Below are 15,277 nucleotides of genomic sequence, written 5' to 3'. Positions count from 1 at the left end.
AAAAAACAAACGGTTCGCATTTTTTTAAATCATATATCATGCTTTTTTTTATTGAAGTTATCATTCCGCTTTCACTTCCTAAAACCTTTACATACAAGGTTTCTGAAACTGAGTATGCTTTTATAAAAAAAGGAATGCGTATAGCTGTTCCCTTTGGTAAAAACAAAATCTACACGGCATTGGTTATCGATTTACATCAAACAGCACCAACGCTCTACGAAGCCAAAGAAATACATCAAATTCTGGATGAACAGCCCATTGTCAATGAATTTCAAATCAACCATTGGTTTTGGATTGCGTCCTATTATATGTGCAACATCGGCGATGTATATCGCGGTGCTTTGCCCTCGGCATTGTTGTTAGAAAGCGAGACCATTCTTTCACAACGTCAGGATACTTCTGTCAATCAGGCAGACTTATCCGATGATGAGTTCTTAATATACGAAGCGCTCCAGCATCAATCTTCGCTAAAGATTCAGAATGTAATAGACATACTGAACAAAAAAACAGTATTGCCCATTATTCAAAAACTAATCAATAAAAACATAATTTCTTTACAGGAAGAAATTCAGGAAGAATACAAACCAAAGCTCATTCGGTACATTCGTCTGCACGAACAATACCAACAGGAAGAAAAACTGATTGAGTTGCTGGATAATTTTAATAAAAATGCCAACAAACAAAAAGAGTTGGTCTTGCAGTATTTTCAGTTGCAAGCTCTGGAAAAGAAACCCATCTCAGTCAAACATTTAACAGAAACCGCTAAAGCATCAGCCGCCATTGTCAAAGCATTGATAGATAAGCAGGTTTTTGAAGAATATTATCTTCAGGAAGACCGCGTTAATTTTCATAAAAATAAAGTAGACTACCAGCTATCATTGAGTGAAGCACAACAAAATGCGGTGAATCAAATTGAAGAGGTTTTTGTCGAAAAAGAAGTTTGTTTATTGCACGGAGTAACCTCCAGTGGTAAAACCGAAATCTATACTCAGCTCATTGAGCAATATATAAATCAAGGAAAACAAGTCTTGTATTTGCTGCCCGAAATTGCCTTAACCACACAATTGGTATCGCGTTTGACGCAGTATTTCGGAAACAAAGTAGCTGTTTTTCATTCTAAATACAGCAACAACGAACGCGTTGAAGTTTGGAACCAGGTTCTTGCTTCCTCCGAAAAAGCTCAGATAGTAATCGGGGCCCGGTCGGCTTTGTTTTTACCTTTCTCCAATTTAGGATTAATCATCGTAGATGAAGAGCATGAAGCTACATTCAAACAACAGGATCCGGCACCGCGTTATCATGCCCGTGATGCGGCCATTGTACTGGCAAATGCTCATCAGTCTAAAGTGCTTTTAGGTTCGGCCACGCCAAGCATTGAGACTTATTACAATGCTACTTCAGGAAAGTTTGGTTTGGTTACCTTAAAAGAACGATTCGGAAAAGTACAACTACCCGAGATTCAATTAGTAGACTTAAAGGATAGTTATTTCAGAAAAAAAATGAAAGGACACTTTAGTATCACCTTAATCGAAGCTATTACCGAAGCATTCGCGAATGGTGAGCAAGTAATATTGTTTCAAAACCGCAGAGGATTTTCGCCGGTATTGGAATGTTTGACTTGTGGCCACGTTCCGCAATGTCCGCAATGCGATGTGAGTTTGACTTATCACAAGTACAAAAATCAATTGCGTTGTCATTATTGCGGGTACAATATGGCTAAACCCAAAAATTGTCACGTGTGTTCAAGCGTTGACATAGAAACTAAAGGATTTGGTACCGAGCAAATCGAACTGGAATTAGCCGGATTGTTCCCCAATAAAAACATCAAGCGGATGGATCAGGACACCACGCGCGGGAAATACAGTTTTGAAAAAATTATTGACGGATTTAAAAATCGCGAAATTGATGTTTTGGTAGGTACTCAAATGTTGGCCAAAGGATTAGATTTCGACAATGTTTCGTTAGTGGGCATTATGAATGCCGATAATATGCTCTACCATCCCGATTTCAGGGCTTTTGAGCGCAGTTATCAAATGATGACCCAAGTAGCGGGCAGGGCAGGGCGCTCTGAAAAAAGAGGTAAGGTTATCATTCAAACGTACAATCCGCTTCATAATATTATACAGCAAGTGACCAATAATGATTATGAAGGCATGTACAAAGAACAATTGTACGAGCGAAAGATATACTACTATCCGCCATACTATCGCTTAATCCGATTAACCGTGAAGCATCGCGATTTTGAAAAACTTAAAGAAGGTTCGGTGTGGTTGTATCAGGTATTGAAACAAAATCTGTCTATTCCGGTGCTTGGACCCGAGGAACCGGCCGTGAGTCGCATTCGCAATGAATACATCCGTACAATCATGATCAAAATTCCGGCAGAAACGTCTTTACAGGCCACAAAAAAAACTATCCAGAAAATACTGAATAGTTTTGATTCGGTTGCGCAATACAGAACTGTTAAAGTTACTGTAAATGTAGATTTTTATTAAATAGTTTTAAGCAATAGCTAAAGCTCTGATTAAATCTTCTTTCTTATTTCGGCTCAAAGGAATCTTGGTAAGGCCAATTTCGGCAAACTTACTGTTGAAACGCTCTACTTTATCTATATTAATGATATAAGATTTGTGAACACGAATGAATTTATCTTTTGATAAATCTTTCTCAAACGATTTCATAGTAGAAAGTACTAAATTGCTGTCGTCTTCGGTAACTACTTTTACGTAATCGCCATAAGCTTCAATCCATTTAATCTTATTGGTATACACTTTGAGTTTTTTGAGATTACTTTTAATAAAGATGTGTTCACCTTCTTCTTCCTGATTTTCTTTTTTAAGCATGTGAAAATCCATAGCTCTTCTCACAGAAGCATTAAAACGATCCAACGCTATCGGTTTCTGTAGGTAGTCCGTAGCGTCATAATCGAATGCTTTCATTGCATATTCTGCTTTTGACGTGATGAAAATGATTTGAGGTTTTACTTTCAAACCATCCAGAAAATCAAATCCACTGATGACCGGCATCTCTATATCTAGAAATATTAAATCAACAGTATGAACCGACATGCAATTTTTTGCTTCAATTGCATTAGAAAAATCACCAACTAAATGTAGATTCGGGTGATTATTTACTAGCTTTGCAATGATCATCCTTTGGATTGAACTATCATCAACAACAACACAATTTAGTTTCATAACTTTACTTTTATAGATTTGGTGATGTAAAAATATATAGTTTTTTTTAATCTACCTAACATTTTATCGACTTTTTTTGCTTTTAAACGGAATTTTATACTTTTAGACGATTTGTCCATATTTGCTATGGTTAATTGAAAAGTATTTTATATTTTTGCGCCCAATTTAAAATTTTAATCATTTTATTATGAATCATTACGAAACTGTTTTCATTTTAAATCCCGTTTTATCTGAAGTTCAGGTAAAGGAAACAGTAAGCAAATTTGAAGATTTTCTTACTGCAAAAGGAGCTAAAATGGTATCAAAAGAGGATTGGGGCTTGAAAAAACTAGCTTACGAAATCCAAAACAAGAAAAGTGGTTTTTACCATTTATTCGAATTCCAAGTATCTCCTGAGGCTTTAATCGCTTTTGAAACTGAATTCAGACGCGACGAAAGAGTAATGCGTTTCTTGACTGTAAGTCTTGACAAACACGCTATCGCTTGGGCAGAAAGAAGAAGAGCTAAATTAAAAGAAACCTCTAAAGCTTAATCATCATGGCAAATTTGCAACAATCAGCTTCAGGAAAAAAAGACGGAGATATAAGATATTTAACGCCTTTAAACATCGAAACCAACAAAACTAAAAAGTATTGTCGTTTCAAAAAATCAGGAATCAAATATGTAGACTACAAAGATCCTGACTTCTTATTGAAATTCGTTAACGAACAAGGTAAAATTTTACCACGTCGTTTGACAGGAACTTCATTAAAATACCAAAGAAAAGTATCGGTAGCTGTAAAAAGAGCCCGTCACTTAGCTTTAATGCCATACGTGGCCGATTTATTAAAATAATTAACAAACATACAGTTGTTGGTTTTCTGTAAAGAAACCTAACTTCTATAAAAAAGGACAACAACATGGAATTGATCTTAAAACAAGACGTTCAAAATTTAGGATTTAAAGACGATATCGTAACAGTAAAAAACGGTTACGGTCGTAATTACTTAATCCCGCAAGGCTTTGCTACTTTAGCAACTCCTTCAGCCAAAAAAGTTTTAGCTGAAAATTTAAAACAAAGAGCTTTCAAAGAAGCCAAAATTGTTGACGATGCTAAAAAATTAGCTGAAGCATTAAAAGCTTTAGAAATTAAAATCACTGCTAAAGCAGGCGGAGAAAAATTATTCGGTTCGATTACCAACATTGATATCGCTGCAGCTTTAGAAACTGCCGGTCAGCCTATCGACAGAAAATTCATCACCAGCGGTGTAGTAAAACGTACCGGTAAATATGCTGCTACTGTGAGATTGCACAGAGAAGTGGTTATCGAATTACCATACGAAATTGTAGCTGAGAAATAATATTTCACGATACAAACACAAAGTCCCGATGCAAATCGGGATTTTTTTTTGAAGCTTTTTCCCGCTGTCCGCGCTACACGGTAGCTTGCTCCCATCGGGGCTAGGGCAATACCCATACTAATACAACACGTCATAATTTATGAAGTATAAACGATTAACCAAAGAACAATTCGAAGCCTTACATCAAGAGTTCAGCAATTTCTTGGCTACACAATCTATAGACAAAACCGAATGGGACGCCATCAAAGCCAACCGACCCGAAGTAGCAGAACAGGAATTAGACGTGTTCTCCGATCTAATTTGGGAAGGCGTTTTGACCAACGCCCATTATTTGGAACATTTTTCCAAAAATCATATTTTTCTTTTCCATTGTCAGGAAAAATTAATTCAGTCCATAGTGCTCAAGTCACTAGAGCCCGAAATTGATTTCATGCAAAAAGAAGGATTACAATGGCTCAGCGATAATTTATTCACAGATACCGTAGAAATACACTTAGGCAAAAAAGAATACGACCAGGAGCGAAATGCGGCTATTTTTGATTTGATAACACAAGGAGCAATTTTAAGTGACGGACAGTTATACCTACAAATCAATGGAATAATTCAATCGTAAAGTTTCCTTCTTTATCAAAAAAATATTGGCTATTTTAGTGCACACAATTTGCAACTATAATAGCCAAATTTCTTTTTATGGATATCTCAAAAGTCATTCAGGATTTACGCGACGAACTCAACCAGCACAACTATAACTATTATGTGCTCGACCATCCTACGATAAGCGATTTTGAATTCGACCAAAAACTGAAGCAGCTTCAGGAATTAGAAGCACAACACCCTGAATATTTTGATGAAAATTCACCTACCCAACGGGTTGGTGGTGCGATAACCAAAAATTTCAATACCGTTGTTCACGACTATCGCATGTATTCTCTCGACAATTCCTATTCCAAGGAAGATTTGATTGATTGGGAACACCGCATTCAAAAAGTGTTGGGCAATGTGCCGTTGCAATACACCTGCGAATTGAAATACGACGGCGCCTCCATAAGCATCACCTATGAAAACGGCAAACTCAAACGCGCCGTCACCAGGGGAGACGGTTTTCAAGGCGATGATGTAACCACCAATATCAAAACTATAAAATCGATCCCCTTACAACTCAAAGGTAATTTTCCCGAACGGTTTGACATCAGAGGCGAAATCATATTGCCTTTTGAAGGTTTTGAAAAAATGAACCAGGAGTTGATTGAAATTGGGGAAACGCCTTATTCCAATCCCAGAAATACCGCTTCGGGAAGTCTGAAATTGCAAGACAGCGCTGAAGTAGCCAAGCGTCCGCTCGAGTGTTTGTTGTATTTCATCGTGGGCAACAATTTAAACATTAAAACCCAATTTGAAGGTTTGGAAGCCGCGCGCAAATGGGGATTCAAAGTGCCCAAAGAAGCCAAATTGGCCCATTCACTCGAAGACGTTTTTGAATACATCAACTACTGGGACACACACCGCCATAAACTTCCGTACGAAACCGATGGGGTGGTTGTAAAAGTAAACGACTTCAATTTGCAGGAAGAACTGGGCTATACCGCAAAATCACCCCGATGGGCGATAGCCTATAAGTTTAAGGCCGAACAGGTTTCCACCAAATTGAATTCGATTTCGTACCAAGTGGGGCGAACGGGTTCCATCACGCCGGTAGCCAATTTAGAACCCGTGCAACTGGCCGGGACAATCGTTAAACGAGCATCGCTGCACAATGCCGATCAAATTGAAAAGCTCGACATTCGAATTGGGGATACGGTTTTTGTCGAAAAAGGCGGTGAAATTATCCCCAAAATTATTGCGGTAGATTTAACAAAAAGAACGGCCGATGCTGTTCCTACGGCATACATATCGCATTGTCCCGAATGCAACACAGCATTAGTCAGAATCGAAGGAGAAGCCAATCATTACTGTCCAAATTTTTATGGTTGTCCGCCGCAAATTATTGGCCGAATTCAACATTTCATTTCGCGCAAAGCGATGGATATTGAGGGATTGGGCGGCGAAACGGTGGCTTTACTCTACAACAATGGTTTGGTAAAGAACTATGCCGATCTCTACGAATTAACCGTAGATCAAATTCTTCCGTTAGAGCGTATGGCTCAAAAATCGGCAGAGAACTTAGTTAATGGGGTTCAAAAATCAAAAGAAGTTCCGTTTGAGAGGGTGTTATACGCCATCGGAATTCGATATGTGGGAGAAACGGTAGCCAAAAAATTAGCCAAGCATTATAAAACCATCGATGCTCTGAAAAACGCAACTTTGATGGATTTGGTTTTGGTGGATGAAATAGGTGAGAAGATAGCCCAGAGTGTTCTGGAGTTTTTCAGCAATCCCGACAACGTGAATACTATGGAACGCCTGAGACATTTCGGACTGCAATTGGAACTTGTAGAAAAGCACAATCCGAATGCGACCAACATTTTGGCCGGAAAAACATTTGTAGTTTCAGGCGTGTTTGAAAAATTCTCAAGAGATGATTTGAAAAAAGCCATCGAAGACAACGGGGGTAAGGTTGGCAGTTCGATTTCGGCCAAAACTGATTTCGTTGTAGCCGGTGACAATATGGGACCTGCCAAATTGGAAAAAGCCAATCAGTTAAAAATTCCAATCATTTCTGAAACCGATTTTTTGGAAATGATCAGCACCTAAAAAATAATCCTTTTTGAGCGTTTGATTCTGAAATATTTAGCTTATATTTAGAGAGGTTTTTTAAATATATTTCGGGTTGTTTCGTTGCTATGAAAAAAGGAATTGTCGATTATTTTAAGAATTTAGGAAAAAGTAAACTGTCAAACATTTTTTTGTTGTGTTTCCTTGTGGTTTCTGTGCTTGAAATTATGGGAGAATACAATGAAAACAAAACGTTGGTTTGGGCAACCAAACCATTAATTCTTCCTTTATTAACCGCTTATTATTTAATAGTTTCCCAGAAAATAAACCAGCTTTTTATTGTTGCCTTGGCTTTCAATTGGGTGGCTAATTTGTTATTTATTCAAAATACCTTCCAGTTTATTGTTTATGGGGTTTTGTTTTTTGTGATTTACAGAATATTGATAATTTACATTGTTGTGAACAAAGTAAAAATGCCTAGCCTTATTCCTTTAATCATTGGGTGTATCCCGTTCGCCTTTATTTATATGTCGGTAACAATATTTACTTATAATGCCCTTGGAAACGGTGTTTATTTATTTTTGCTGCAAGGTGTTTTCACCATTTTTTTAGGCGGATTCAGTCTTGGAAATTACATCATGGATTCTAATAAATCCAATTCATTGTTGCTCATAAGTACTTTGTTTATGGCTTTTAATCAATTTGTTTTTTTGTTGAAACTTTACTACGAACAAGTAAATGTGTTACAAGCTTTTGCAATGCTTTTGTTTATTGCCGGGCAATTGTTATTGACGTTGTACATGTTTAACACCGAAAAAAACATCCAAAGAATAGAGCCGATAAAAACTAAATAATTTGGAAAAACAATTGCATGCAAAATAGAAATGACATCATAAAAACATTAACGTTTTGCTATTTTCTCATAGCAGCTTTTGAAATCATTGCCGAATATGTAATTGCCAAATCTTTTATCTGTACCTTAAAACCGTTGATTACATCAACTCTGATAGTCATTTATTGTTTAAAATCTGATAAAAAAAGTAAACTGTTTATTCTTGTTTTAGGGCTATCGTTATTGACAAATATTTTATTCATTCCCAATACACCTTCTTTTCTATTTTATGCTTTAGTCGTTTTCAGCATTCACAGGATGTTGGCAATTTACCTGATTTTTTCTTTGCAAAAAATTAAAGATTTCATCCCTGTTGCAATTGCGACAGCTCCTTTTTTATTGATCTTCTTTTACTTGTTCATGGAAACTCCTGACATACCGGAACAAAGCTATTACTTGTTAGTGATACAAAACGTATTGATTTCGTTATTTGCCGGTATTTCGTTGTCGAGTTATGTGATGGACGACAACAAACAAAATTCCATTTTATTAATAAGTGCTTTGTTGTTTGTAATGCTGCAGTTTTCTGTTTTTATAGAAAAGTATTTCTTAACAAATGAATATCAGGAATTCTTCCGTCCTTTGGCCATGACCTTTAACACCTTGGCATTTTTTACATTTTACAAATACGTTATCACGGCCGAAAAATCAGCTGACAATGATTGATCTACCCGACGTTATTTTGGTTTTATCATTTTCAAAATACACATCAATTCTACCGAGATTCACTCCGTAACAGCCTACCTGATTTACCAAAACATCCTGACCGTCAGCATTTTTTAATATTGTCGGTTTGTCGAGAAAAGTATGGGTATGCCCCCCAATGATGAGATCAATGTCTTTGGTTGATGTGGCCAGCTTGGTATCGCATATTTTGTCGGGTTCATCTTTGTATTTGTACCCGATATGAGAAAGACAAATGACTAAATCGCATTGTTTTTCATGCTTCAGGATACGAGCCATATCCTGAGAAACGCCCACGGGATCATTGTAAACGGTTTCCTTACTGTTTCGTTTGTCTACTAATCCATCCAGTCCTACACCAAGTCCGAAGACACCCACTTTAATTCCGTCTTTGTTCAATATCTTATAAGGCTGAACATGTCCGTTCATGATAGTGTTTTTAAAATCATAATTGGCAGAAACAAACTCGAAAGTGGCATTGGGTAATTGTTTATACAAGCCTTCGATACCGTTATCAAAATCGTGATTGCCAATGGTCGCCAAATCGTATTTCATCATGCTCATCAGTTTGAATTCCAATTCACCGCCATAATAATTAAAATAAGGAGTTCCCTGAAAAATATCTCCGGCATCGAGCAGCAATACATTTGGATTTTCTTTTCTGATGGTTTCTATCAGAGCAGCTCTTCGTGCCACACCGCCCATACCCGGATTTTTAGGATGATTTGGCGGAAAAGGATCAATGTAACTGTGCACATCATTGGTATGAAGTATTGTCAGGTGTTTGGTGTTCGCAGCTTTAAAACTACTGAGTGATAAACCACTGACTCCCAGTAAAGCAGATGTTAAAGCTGTATTTTGTATAAAGTCTCTTCTTTTCATTGATGCTGGATTTATTAGAACATTTTAAATAAAATGCTTTGCATGTTTATTGTTCTTTTGTAATTCTGATGTCTTTGTTAGCAGTAATGGTCTTGTTTTCTTTGAAATAATCGATGATGATGTTTCTTAATTTATAATCTAAATCGAATTTTTCAACTCCTTTTTTAAAGAAGTTCATGTTGTCGCCGCCATTTGTCAAATAATCGGAAGTGGCCACATAATAAATTTTGTCATTAACTAAAGGCATTCCATTTACCATAATATTTTTGGGTTGATTGTCCTTGCTTATGGTAAAAGTCAATCCTCTCAACGGATGTGGTTTCTTTTCGGATATAAAGTAATTTACGAGTTCCAAAATTTGTTCACCTTTCAGAGCCACCACAATAGCACTGTTTTCAAACGGCATGATTTCGTAAGCGGTTCGGGCTGTTACATCACCTTTCGGAATAATGGTTCGAATTCCTCCGTGATTCAACAGGCAAATGTCGATCGCCTTTTTTTCTCTTATCTGAAAAACTTTATCTGATTTCTCAAAAGTAATGTCGGCCAAAAAATTCCCCATGGGCGTTTGCCATTCACCAGTTTTGTCAATAGTTACCGGGGCATTGGCCAAAACCAAATTTAAATCGGCATCAATTTTATCGCGATAGGGCTTGATAAAATTTTCTATATCAGCTACTTCAGCATTTTTATTTGTTATGCCTATTTCTTTGCCTTCAATTCGGGTTACAGTGTATTTTTTTTCCGCACAAGAAAGGGCAATTGTAAATGTTAAGAATAAAACAAAAAGTTTTAAAACAACCGCATAGTTTTTTAGCTTTGTCATCGACTTTGGTACTAATTTTAGTAAATTTGTAATTCAAGTAAAAGTAGTATGTTTTTAAATTACTTCAAGGATTTTTCAACAAAAAAAATAGTTAAAAATAGCTTATCAAATGTTAAACATTTGACCACCGACGGCCTTATAAAAACGGTCGGAATTGTTTTTGATGAAACTTACTTTTACGAAAGAGAAGCTTTGGTACAGGAATTAATTCAAAACGGAATTGAAGAAAACAACATCAAAGTTCTGGTTTACAAGGATAAAATCAAAAAAAATGAAACTTTTGAGTATCCGGTTTTCAGTCATAAAGATTTAAGTTGGCATGCTACTTTTGACAAGAGAGAAGTCAACGATTTTATAAAAGAACCTTTTGATTTATTAATCAACTATTACGATACTGAAAAAGTGGCCTTGCTTTTAGTATCACACTTGTCAAAAGCCGGATTTAAAGTTGGATTTACATCCATAGATAAGCGATTGAATCATTTTATGATTAATACCAATGCCGAGAATTACAAGGTTTTTATGGATGAATTATTCAAATATTTAAAAATACTAAACAAACTATAACATGCAATCACTAATTGGAACCGGAGTAGCTCTGGTTACTCCCTTCAAAAAAGACTTTTCTGTTGATGTAGAAGCATTAAAAGCCATCGTTAATTTTCAGATAGATAACGGAATTGATTACCTGGTAGTACTCGGAACCACAGCCGAAAGTGCTACTTTATCAAAAGCAGAAAAAGAATTGGTTATAAAAACTGTTGTTGAAGCCAATAAAGGAAGATTGCCTCTGGTTTTGGGGGTTGGCAGCAACAATACTCAAGAAGTGGTTGAAGAATTGAAATCGCGCGACTTTTCAGATTTTGTAGCAATACTTTCTGTTTCTCCATATTACAACAAGCCTACTCAGGAAGGAATTTACCAGCATTTCAAAGCTGTAGCTCAAGCATCACCGCTTCCGGTAATTTTATACAATGTTCCGGGAAGAACTGCCAGCAACATGCTACCGTCAACGATAATAAGATTGGCCAACGATTTCAAAAATGTAGTGGCCGTTAAAGAAGCAGCCGGTGATCTTGTTCAGGCCATGAAACTGATTCAAAACAAGCCAAAAGATTTTCTGGTAATTTCGGGTGATGATATGATTACACTCCCTATGGTTTTAGCCGGAGGCGCAGGAGTTATTTCGGTTATTGGGGAAGGTTTTCCAAAACAATTTTCAGAAATGGTCCGACTGGGTTTGAACAGAAGAGTAGAAGATGCTTATAAGATACACTATCTTTTGGCCGATGCAATTGATATGATTTTTGAACAAGGAAATCCTGCCGGAATTAAAGAAATATTTAAATCATTGGGATTATCAGAGAATACGGTGCGTTTACCATTAGTAAATGTAGATGAAAATTTGGCCAAACGCTTGGATGATTTTACTGTTAAAATTTCAAAAATGTAGTTTTTCGGAAGTCGAAAAAAATATTTTGTAGTCTACAATTAATAACTAAATTTGCAGTTGCTTTTTAAATCACTGATGTCGTTTAGAATAAGCTGAATTAAACCGAAAAATGAAGAAATTTTTAGCCCTGTTTGCAGTAACCTTGTTTTTATCGTCATGCAGCGAGTATCAAAAAGCACTAAAGTCGGAAGACGTTGCTGTTAAATTTGTTTCTGCTACAAAAATGTACGAAGCAAAAAAGTACAACAAAGCCATACGATTATTTGAACAAATTGCTCCGGCATACAAAGGTAAACCTCAGGCTGAAAGGATGTTCTACATGTATTCTCAAGCTTTATACAAGACCAAACAATACTATTTAGCCGGTTATCAGTTTGAAAATTTTGCAGCCAGTTATCCCAAAAGTGAGAAAATGGAAGAGGCTTCTTTTTTAGGAGCCAAGTGTTTCACAGAGTTATCACCAGTTTACAGTTTAGATCAAACCGATACTTATAAAGCCATTGATAAATTACAGAATTTTATAGATGCTTATCCTAATTCACAAAATTTAGCCGAGGCGAATGTATTGGTCAAAAATTTAAGAGAAAAACTGGAAAAGAAAGCCTTTGAGAATGCCAAAATTTATAATAACATCAGTGATCACAAAGCGGCAATGGTAGCATTTGATAATTTTTTAATTAATTTCCCGGGAACCATTTACAAAGAAAAAGCATTGTATTTCAAGTTGGACTCAGCTTATCAATTAGCCATCAACAGTGTTCCTTCAAAAATGGAAGAGCGATTGAAAAATGCCAAGCAAGCTTATGTCACTTTACTGAAATACAAAGCGGACACTCAATACAAAGCAAAAGCTGACGAAATGTTAGCCCGAATAGACAAAGATTTACAACAATTTTCTAAATAAACAAAAGTCATGGATTTAAAAAAGACGAACGCACCGGTAAATACTATTACCTATAATAAAACTCTGATAGAGGAACGTACCGGTAATGTTTACGAAGCAATAACAATAATGGCTAAAAGAGCAAACCAAATCAATTCAGAAATTAAAAAAGAATTGACTGAAAAATTAGAAGAGTTTGCCACTTACAACGATAGTCTTGAAGAAATCTTTGAAAACAAAGAACAAATTGAAGTTTCTAAGTACTACGAAAAATTACCAAAACCACATGCATTAGCCGTTCAAGAATGGCTTGATGACAAAATTTACTACAGAGATACTACAAAAGACTAATTCTTATGTCTGTTCTAAGCGGTAAAAAAATAGTACTCGGCGTTTCCGGAGGAATTGCTGCTTATAAAACAGCTTCATTAGTCAGATTATTTATAAAAGCCGGTGCAGAAGTCCAAGTGATTATGACACCGGCTTCTAAGGATTTTGTAACTCCGCTAACGCTATCTACTCTCTCTAAAAATCCGGTTCATTCCACTTTTTACAATGAAGACGATGAGAATGCTCAATGGAACAATCATGTTGAACTAGGTCTTTGGGCTGACTTAATGTTGATTGCCCCAACCACAGCCAATACTTTATCCAAAATGGCCAACGGGAATTGCGATAATCTGTTAATCGCGACCTATTTGTCAGCTAAATGCCCGGTGTATTTTGCTCCGGCTATGGATTTAGATATGTACAAGCATCCTTCTACCATTGCCAGTTTTTCGCTTTTGCAAAAGTTTGGAAATATCATGATTCCGGCAGAATCGGGTGAGTTGGCCAGCGGTTTATCCGGAGAAGGCAGAATGGCAGAACCCGAAAACATTATTGCTTTTCTGGAAAATGACTTAGAAAGTAAATTACCGCTTCGCGGAAAGAAAATCTTAATTACAGCCGGTCCAACTTATGAAGCCATTGATCCTGTTCGGTTCATCGGTAATCATTCAACGGGGAAAATGGGGTTTGATATTGCAACCCATGCGGCCAACCTTGGAGCTTCAGTAACTTTAATCACAGGCCCTACTTTTTTAACTGTAAAACATTCCAATATTCATATTATCAGAGTCACTTCGGCTCAGGAAATGTACGAAGCATGTCATCAGTATTTTGATCAAAGCGATGTGGCTATTTGTGCCGCAGCCGTCGCAGATTATAAGCCTAAAGTTGTAGCGGAACAAAAAATCAAAAAAACAGAAGCTGAATTTTCCATCGAATTAGAGAAAACCAAAGATATTTTAGCTTCATTAGGACAACAAAAACAAAAACAATTCCTGATTGGCTTTGCTTTAGAAACGGAAAATGAAATTGAAAATGCAAAGTTGAAAATTCAGAAAAAAAACCTAGATTTGGTTGTTTTAAATTCGCTACGGGATGAAGGCGCCGGTTTTGCAAAACCAACCAATAAAATTACTTTTATTGATAAAAACTTTGCCATTGAAACCATGCCGTTAAAATCAAAAGAAGCCGTTGCGGGAGACATCATCAGTAAAGTAATTTTGCATTATGAAAAAAATAGTTAGTTTTCTTTTTTTGTTTTTTGTTGGAATGGTACAAGCGCAACAATTAAATTGTACCGTGCAGGTAAATGCAGCCAAACTGGCCAGTACTAACAATCAGATTTTTAAAACCTTGCAAAATTCAATCAGCGAGTTTGTAAACAAAACAGATTGGACGGGAGAAAGCTACAAGCAAAATGAGAAAATCAACTGTTCAATGGTTATCATCATTGACAGCTATGATTCAAACCAGTTCACCGGAACAATTCAAGTACAATCAACCCGACCGGTTTTCAACTCTAATTACACCACGCCGGTTTTTAATTATAATGATAAAGACCTGGCATTCCGTTATATAGAATTTGAAAATCTCAATTTTAATCCCTCGAGTTTTGATTCGAATTTAGTTTCAATTTTGGCCTATTACAGTTATATGATTATTGGGTTTGATGCGGATACTTATGCTTTAAAAGGGGGTAAAAACTGGTTTGATACCGCTCAACAAATCATGTCTGTAGCTCAACAGGGCGGTTACAAAGGTTGGAATCAAGGCGACAGCAATCAAAACAGGTATTTTTTAGTTAATGATGTTCTTTCCGGTACATATGATTCTTTTAGAGAAGTGTTGTATAAATACCACCGTGAAGGTTTAGACACTATGAATACTGATTTAAAAACAGCTAAAGAAAAAATAATAGAATCCATCAATACTCTTAATGTATTGTATAAAATTCGTCCCAATGCCTTTTTGACAAGAGTATTTTTTGATGCGAAAGTAGATGAAATCATCTCGATTTTGTCAGGAGGGCCAAAAGTACCTTTGGCAGACACTATCGATACTTTAAATAAAGTTTCTCCCATCAACTCTAGTAAATGGGCAACCATTAAGTTATAATCAGTACCTTTACTTTTTAAACT

The 15,277-nt window shown here is 36.3% G+C and carries 17 protein-coding genes; 14 read left to right on the top strand and 3 right to left on the bottom strand.

What is annotated here, in order from left to right:
- Positions 1-38 precede the first annotated feature (38 nt).
- Positions 39-2,495, top strand: a complete 2,457-nt coding sequence (gene priA, locus EZL74_RS10585; protein WP_131476585.1) for a replication restart helicase PriA — start codon at positions 39-41, stop codon at positions 2,493-2,495.
- A 6-nt stretch (positions 2,496-2,501) separates the two neighbouring features.
- Here the strand turns inward: priA and EZL74_RS10580 are convergent, their stop codons facing one another.
- The gene (locus EZL74_RS10580; protein ID WP_131476584.1) at positions 2,502-3,197 is read right to left on the bottom strand and encodes a LytR/AlgR family response regulator transcription factor; all 696 of its coding nucleotides are present in this window, start codon (positions 3,195-3,197) and stop codon (positions 2,502-2,504) included.
- A gap of 187 nt (positions 3,198-3,384) precedes the next feature.
- Here EZL74_RS10580 and rpsF point away from each other — a divergent pair, with 187 nt between their 5' ends.
- The 7 genes from rpsF to EZL74_RS10545 all read left to right on the top strand — a co-directional run bounded on the left by rpsF (position 3,385) and on the right by EZL74_RS10545 (position 8,747).
- Positions 3,385-3,729: a 30S ribosomal protein S6 gene (gene rpsF, locus EZL74_RS10575; protein ID WP_131476583.1), complete on the top strand. Its 345-nt coding sequence runs from the start codon at positions 3,385-3,387 to the stop codon at positions 3,727-3,729.
- A 5-nt stretch (positions 3,730-3,734) separates the two neighbouring features.
- A complete protein-coding gene (gene rpsR, locus EZL74_RS10570) occupies positions 3,735-4,031 on the top strand; it encodes a 30S ribosomal protein S18 (RefSeq protein ID WP_131476582.1) in 297 nt (98 codons plus the stop codon).
- A gap of 65 nt (positions 4,032-4,096) precedes the next feature.
- Positions 4,097-4,537, top strand: coding sequence for a 50S ribosomal protein L9 (rplI, locus tag EZL74_RS10565; RefSeq protein WP_131476581.1), 441 nt, complete (start codon positions 4,097-4,099; stop codon positions 4,535-4,537).
- A gap of 139 nt (positions 4,538-4,676) precedes the next feature.
- The gene (locus EZL74_RS10560; protein WP_131476580.1) at positions 4,677-5,150 is read left to right on the top strand and encodes a DUF6495 family protein; all 474 of its coding nucleotides are present in this window, start codon (positions 4,677-4,679) and stop codon (positions 5,148-5,150) included.
- 77 nt (positions 5,151-5,227) lie between these two features.
- Positions 5,228-7,228 (top strand): NAD-dependent DNA ligase LigA, encoded by a 2,001-nt coding sequence (gene ligA, locus EZL74_RS10555; protein ID WP_131476579.1) that lies wholly within the window; start codon positions 5,228-5,230, stop codon positions 7,226-7,228.
- Between the two features lie 89 nt (positions 7,229-7,317).
- A complete protein-coding gene (locus EZL74_RS10550) occupies positions 7,318-8,043 on the top strand; it encodes a lysoplasmalogenase family protein (protein WP_131476578.1) in 726 nt (241 codons plus the stop codon).
- Between the two features lie 17 nt (positions 8,044-8,060).
- Complete coding sequence (locus EZL74_RS10545; protein ID WP_131476577.1) at positions 8,061-8,747, top strand: hypothetical protein; 687 nt, start codon at positions 8,061-8,063, stop codon at positions 8,745-8,747.
- Here EZL74_RS10545 and EZL74_RS10540 read toward each other — a convergent pair.
- Complete coding sequence (locus tag EZL74_RS10540) at positions 8,730-9,647, bottom strand: bifunctional metallophosphatase/5'-nucleotidase (protein ID WP_131476576.1); 918 nt, start codon at positions 9,645-9,647, stop codon at positions 8,730-8,732. The two genes, EZL74_RS10545 and EZL74_RS10540, sit on opposite strands and share 18 nt — an antisense overlap.
- 46 nt (positions 9,648-9,693) lie before the next feature.
- On the bottom strand, positions 9,694-10,473 hold the full coding sequence (locus tag EZL74_RS10535; RefSeq protein ID WP_131476575.1) for a 5'-nucleotidase C-terminal domain-containing protein: 780 nt from the start codon (positions 10,471-10,473) through the stop codon (positions 9,694-9,696).
- Positions 10,474-10,521: 48 nt separating this feature from the next.
- On the opposite strand from EZL74_RS10535, the gene EZL74_RS10530 reads away from it, so the two are divergent.
- The 6 genes from EZL74_RS10530 (at position 10,522) to porD (ending at position 15,254) form a co-directional block, all read left to right on the top strand.
- Positions 10,522-11,040, top strand: coding sequence for a DUF6913 domain-containing protein (locus EZL74_RS10530; protein ID WP_131476574.1), 519 nt, complete (start codon positions 10,522-10,524; stop codon positions 11,038-11,040).
- 1 nt (position 11,041) lies between these two features.
- Complete coding sequence (gene dapA / locus EZL74_RS10525) at positions 11,042-11,926, top strand: 4-hydroxy-tetrahydrodipicolinate synthase (RefSeq protein ID WP_131476573.1); 885 nt, start codon at positions 11,042-11,044, stop codon at positions 11,924-11,926.
- Between the two features lie 109 nt (positions 11,927-12,035).
- Entirely contained in the window at positions 12,036-12,830 is a 795-nt protein-coding gene (locus EZL74_RS10520; RefSeq protein ID WP_131476572.1) for an outer membrane protein assembly factor BamD, read from the top strand.
- Positions 12,831-12,839: 9 nt separating this feature from the next.
- Positions 12,840-13,160: a DNA-directed RNA polymerase subunit omega gene (locus EZL74_RS10515; protein WP_131476571.1), complete on the top strand. Its 321-nt coding sequence runs from the start codon at positions 12,840-12,842 to the stop codon at positions 13,158-13,160.
- Between the two features lie 5 nt (positions 13,161-13,165).
- Positions 13,166-14,383, top strand: a complete 1,218-nt coding sequence (coaBC, locus tag EZL74_RS10510; protein ID WP_131476570.1) for a bifunctional phosphopantothenoylcysteine decarboxylase/phosphopantothenate--cysteine ligase CoaBC — start codon at positions 13,166-13,168, stop codon at positions 14,381-14,383.
- The gene (porD, locus tag EZL74_RS10505; RefSeq protein ID WP_131476569.1) at positions 14,367-15,254 is read left to right on the top strand and encodes a type IX secretion system protein PorD; all 888 of its coding nucleotides are present in this window, start codon (positions 14,367-14,369) and stop codon (positions 15,252-15,254) included. The genes coaBC and porD overlap by 17 nt, the downstream gene beginning before the upstream one ends.
- Positions 15,255-15,277: the final 23 nt, after the last annotated feature.

Origin of the sequence: Flavobacterium silvisoli, assembly GCF_004329815.1 — a bacterium.
Taxonomy (GTDB): domain Bacteria; phylum Bacteroidota; class Bacteroidia; order Flavobacteriales; family Flavobacteriaceae; genus Flavobacterium; species Flavobacterium silvisoli.
This window is presented reverse-complemented; position numbering and strand designations above follow the sequence as displayed.

Coding starts and splice junctions, on each gene's coding strand:
- priA (WP_131476585.1), top strand. CDS start 39: ATGCTTTTTTTTATTGAAGTTATCATTCCGCTTTCACTTCCTAAAACC.
- EZL74_RS10580 (WP_131476584.1), bottom strand. CDS start 3,197: ATGAAACTAAATTGTGTTGTTGTTGATGATAGTTCAATCCAAAGGATG.
- rpsF (WP_131476583.1), top strand. CDS start 3,385: ATGAATCATTACGAAACTGTTTTCATTTTAAATCCCGTTTTATCTGAA.
- rpsR (WP_131476582.1), top strand. CDS start 3,735: ATGGCAAATTTGCAACAATCAGCTTCAGGAAAAAAAGACGGAGATATA.
- rplI (WP_131476581.1), top strand. CDS start 4,097: ATGGAATTGATCTTAAAACAAGACGTTCAAAATTTAGGATTTAAAGAC.
- EZL74_RS10560 (WP_131476580.1), top strand. CDS start 4,677: ATGAAGTATAAACGATTAACCAAAGAACAATTCGAAGCCTTACATCAA.
- ligA (WP_131476579.1), top strand. CDS start 5,228: ATGGATATCTCAAAAGTCATTCAGGATTTACGCGACGAACTCAACCAG.
- EZL74_RS10550 (WP_131476578.1), top strand. CDS start 7,318: ATGAAAAAAGGAATTGTCGATTATTTTAAGAATTTAGGAAAAAGTAAA.
- EZL74_RS10545 (WP_131476577.1), top strand. CDS start 8,061: ATGCAAAATAGAAATGACATCATAAAAACATTAACGTTTTGCTATTTT.
- EZL74_RS10540 (WP_131476576.1), bottom strand. CDS start 9,647: ATGAAAAGAAGAGACTTTATACAAAATACAGCTTTAACATCTGCTTTA.
- EZL74_RS10535 (WP_131476575.1), bottom strand. CDS start 10,473: ATGACAAAGCTAAAAAACTATGCGGTTGTTTTAAAACTTTTTGTTTTA.
- EZL74_RS10530 (WP_131476574.1), top strand. CDS start 10,522: ATGTTTTTAAATTACTTCAAGGATTTTTCAACAAAAAAAATAGTTAAA.
- dapA (WP_131476573.1), top strand. CDS start 11,042: ATGCAATCACTAATTGGAACCGGAGTAGCTCTGGTTACTCCCTTCAAA.
- EZL74_RS10520 (WP_131476572.1), top strand. CDS start 12,036: ATGAAGAAATTTTTAGCCCTGTTTGCAGTAACCTTGTTTTTATCGTCA.
- EZL74_RS10515 (WP_131476571.1), top strand. CDS start 12,840: ATGGATTTAAAAAAGACGAACGCACCGGTAAATACTATTACCTATAAT.
- coaBC (WP_131476570.1), top strand. CDS start 13,166: ATGTCTGTTCTAAGCGGTAAAAAAATAGTACTCGGCGTTTCCGGAGGA.
- porD (WP_131476569.1), top strand. CDS start 14,367: ATGAAAAAAATAGTTAGTTTTCTTTTTTTGTTTTTTGTTGGAATGGTA.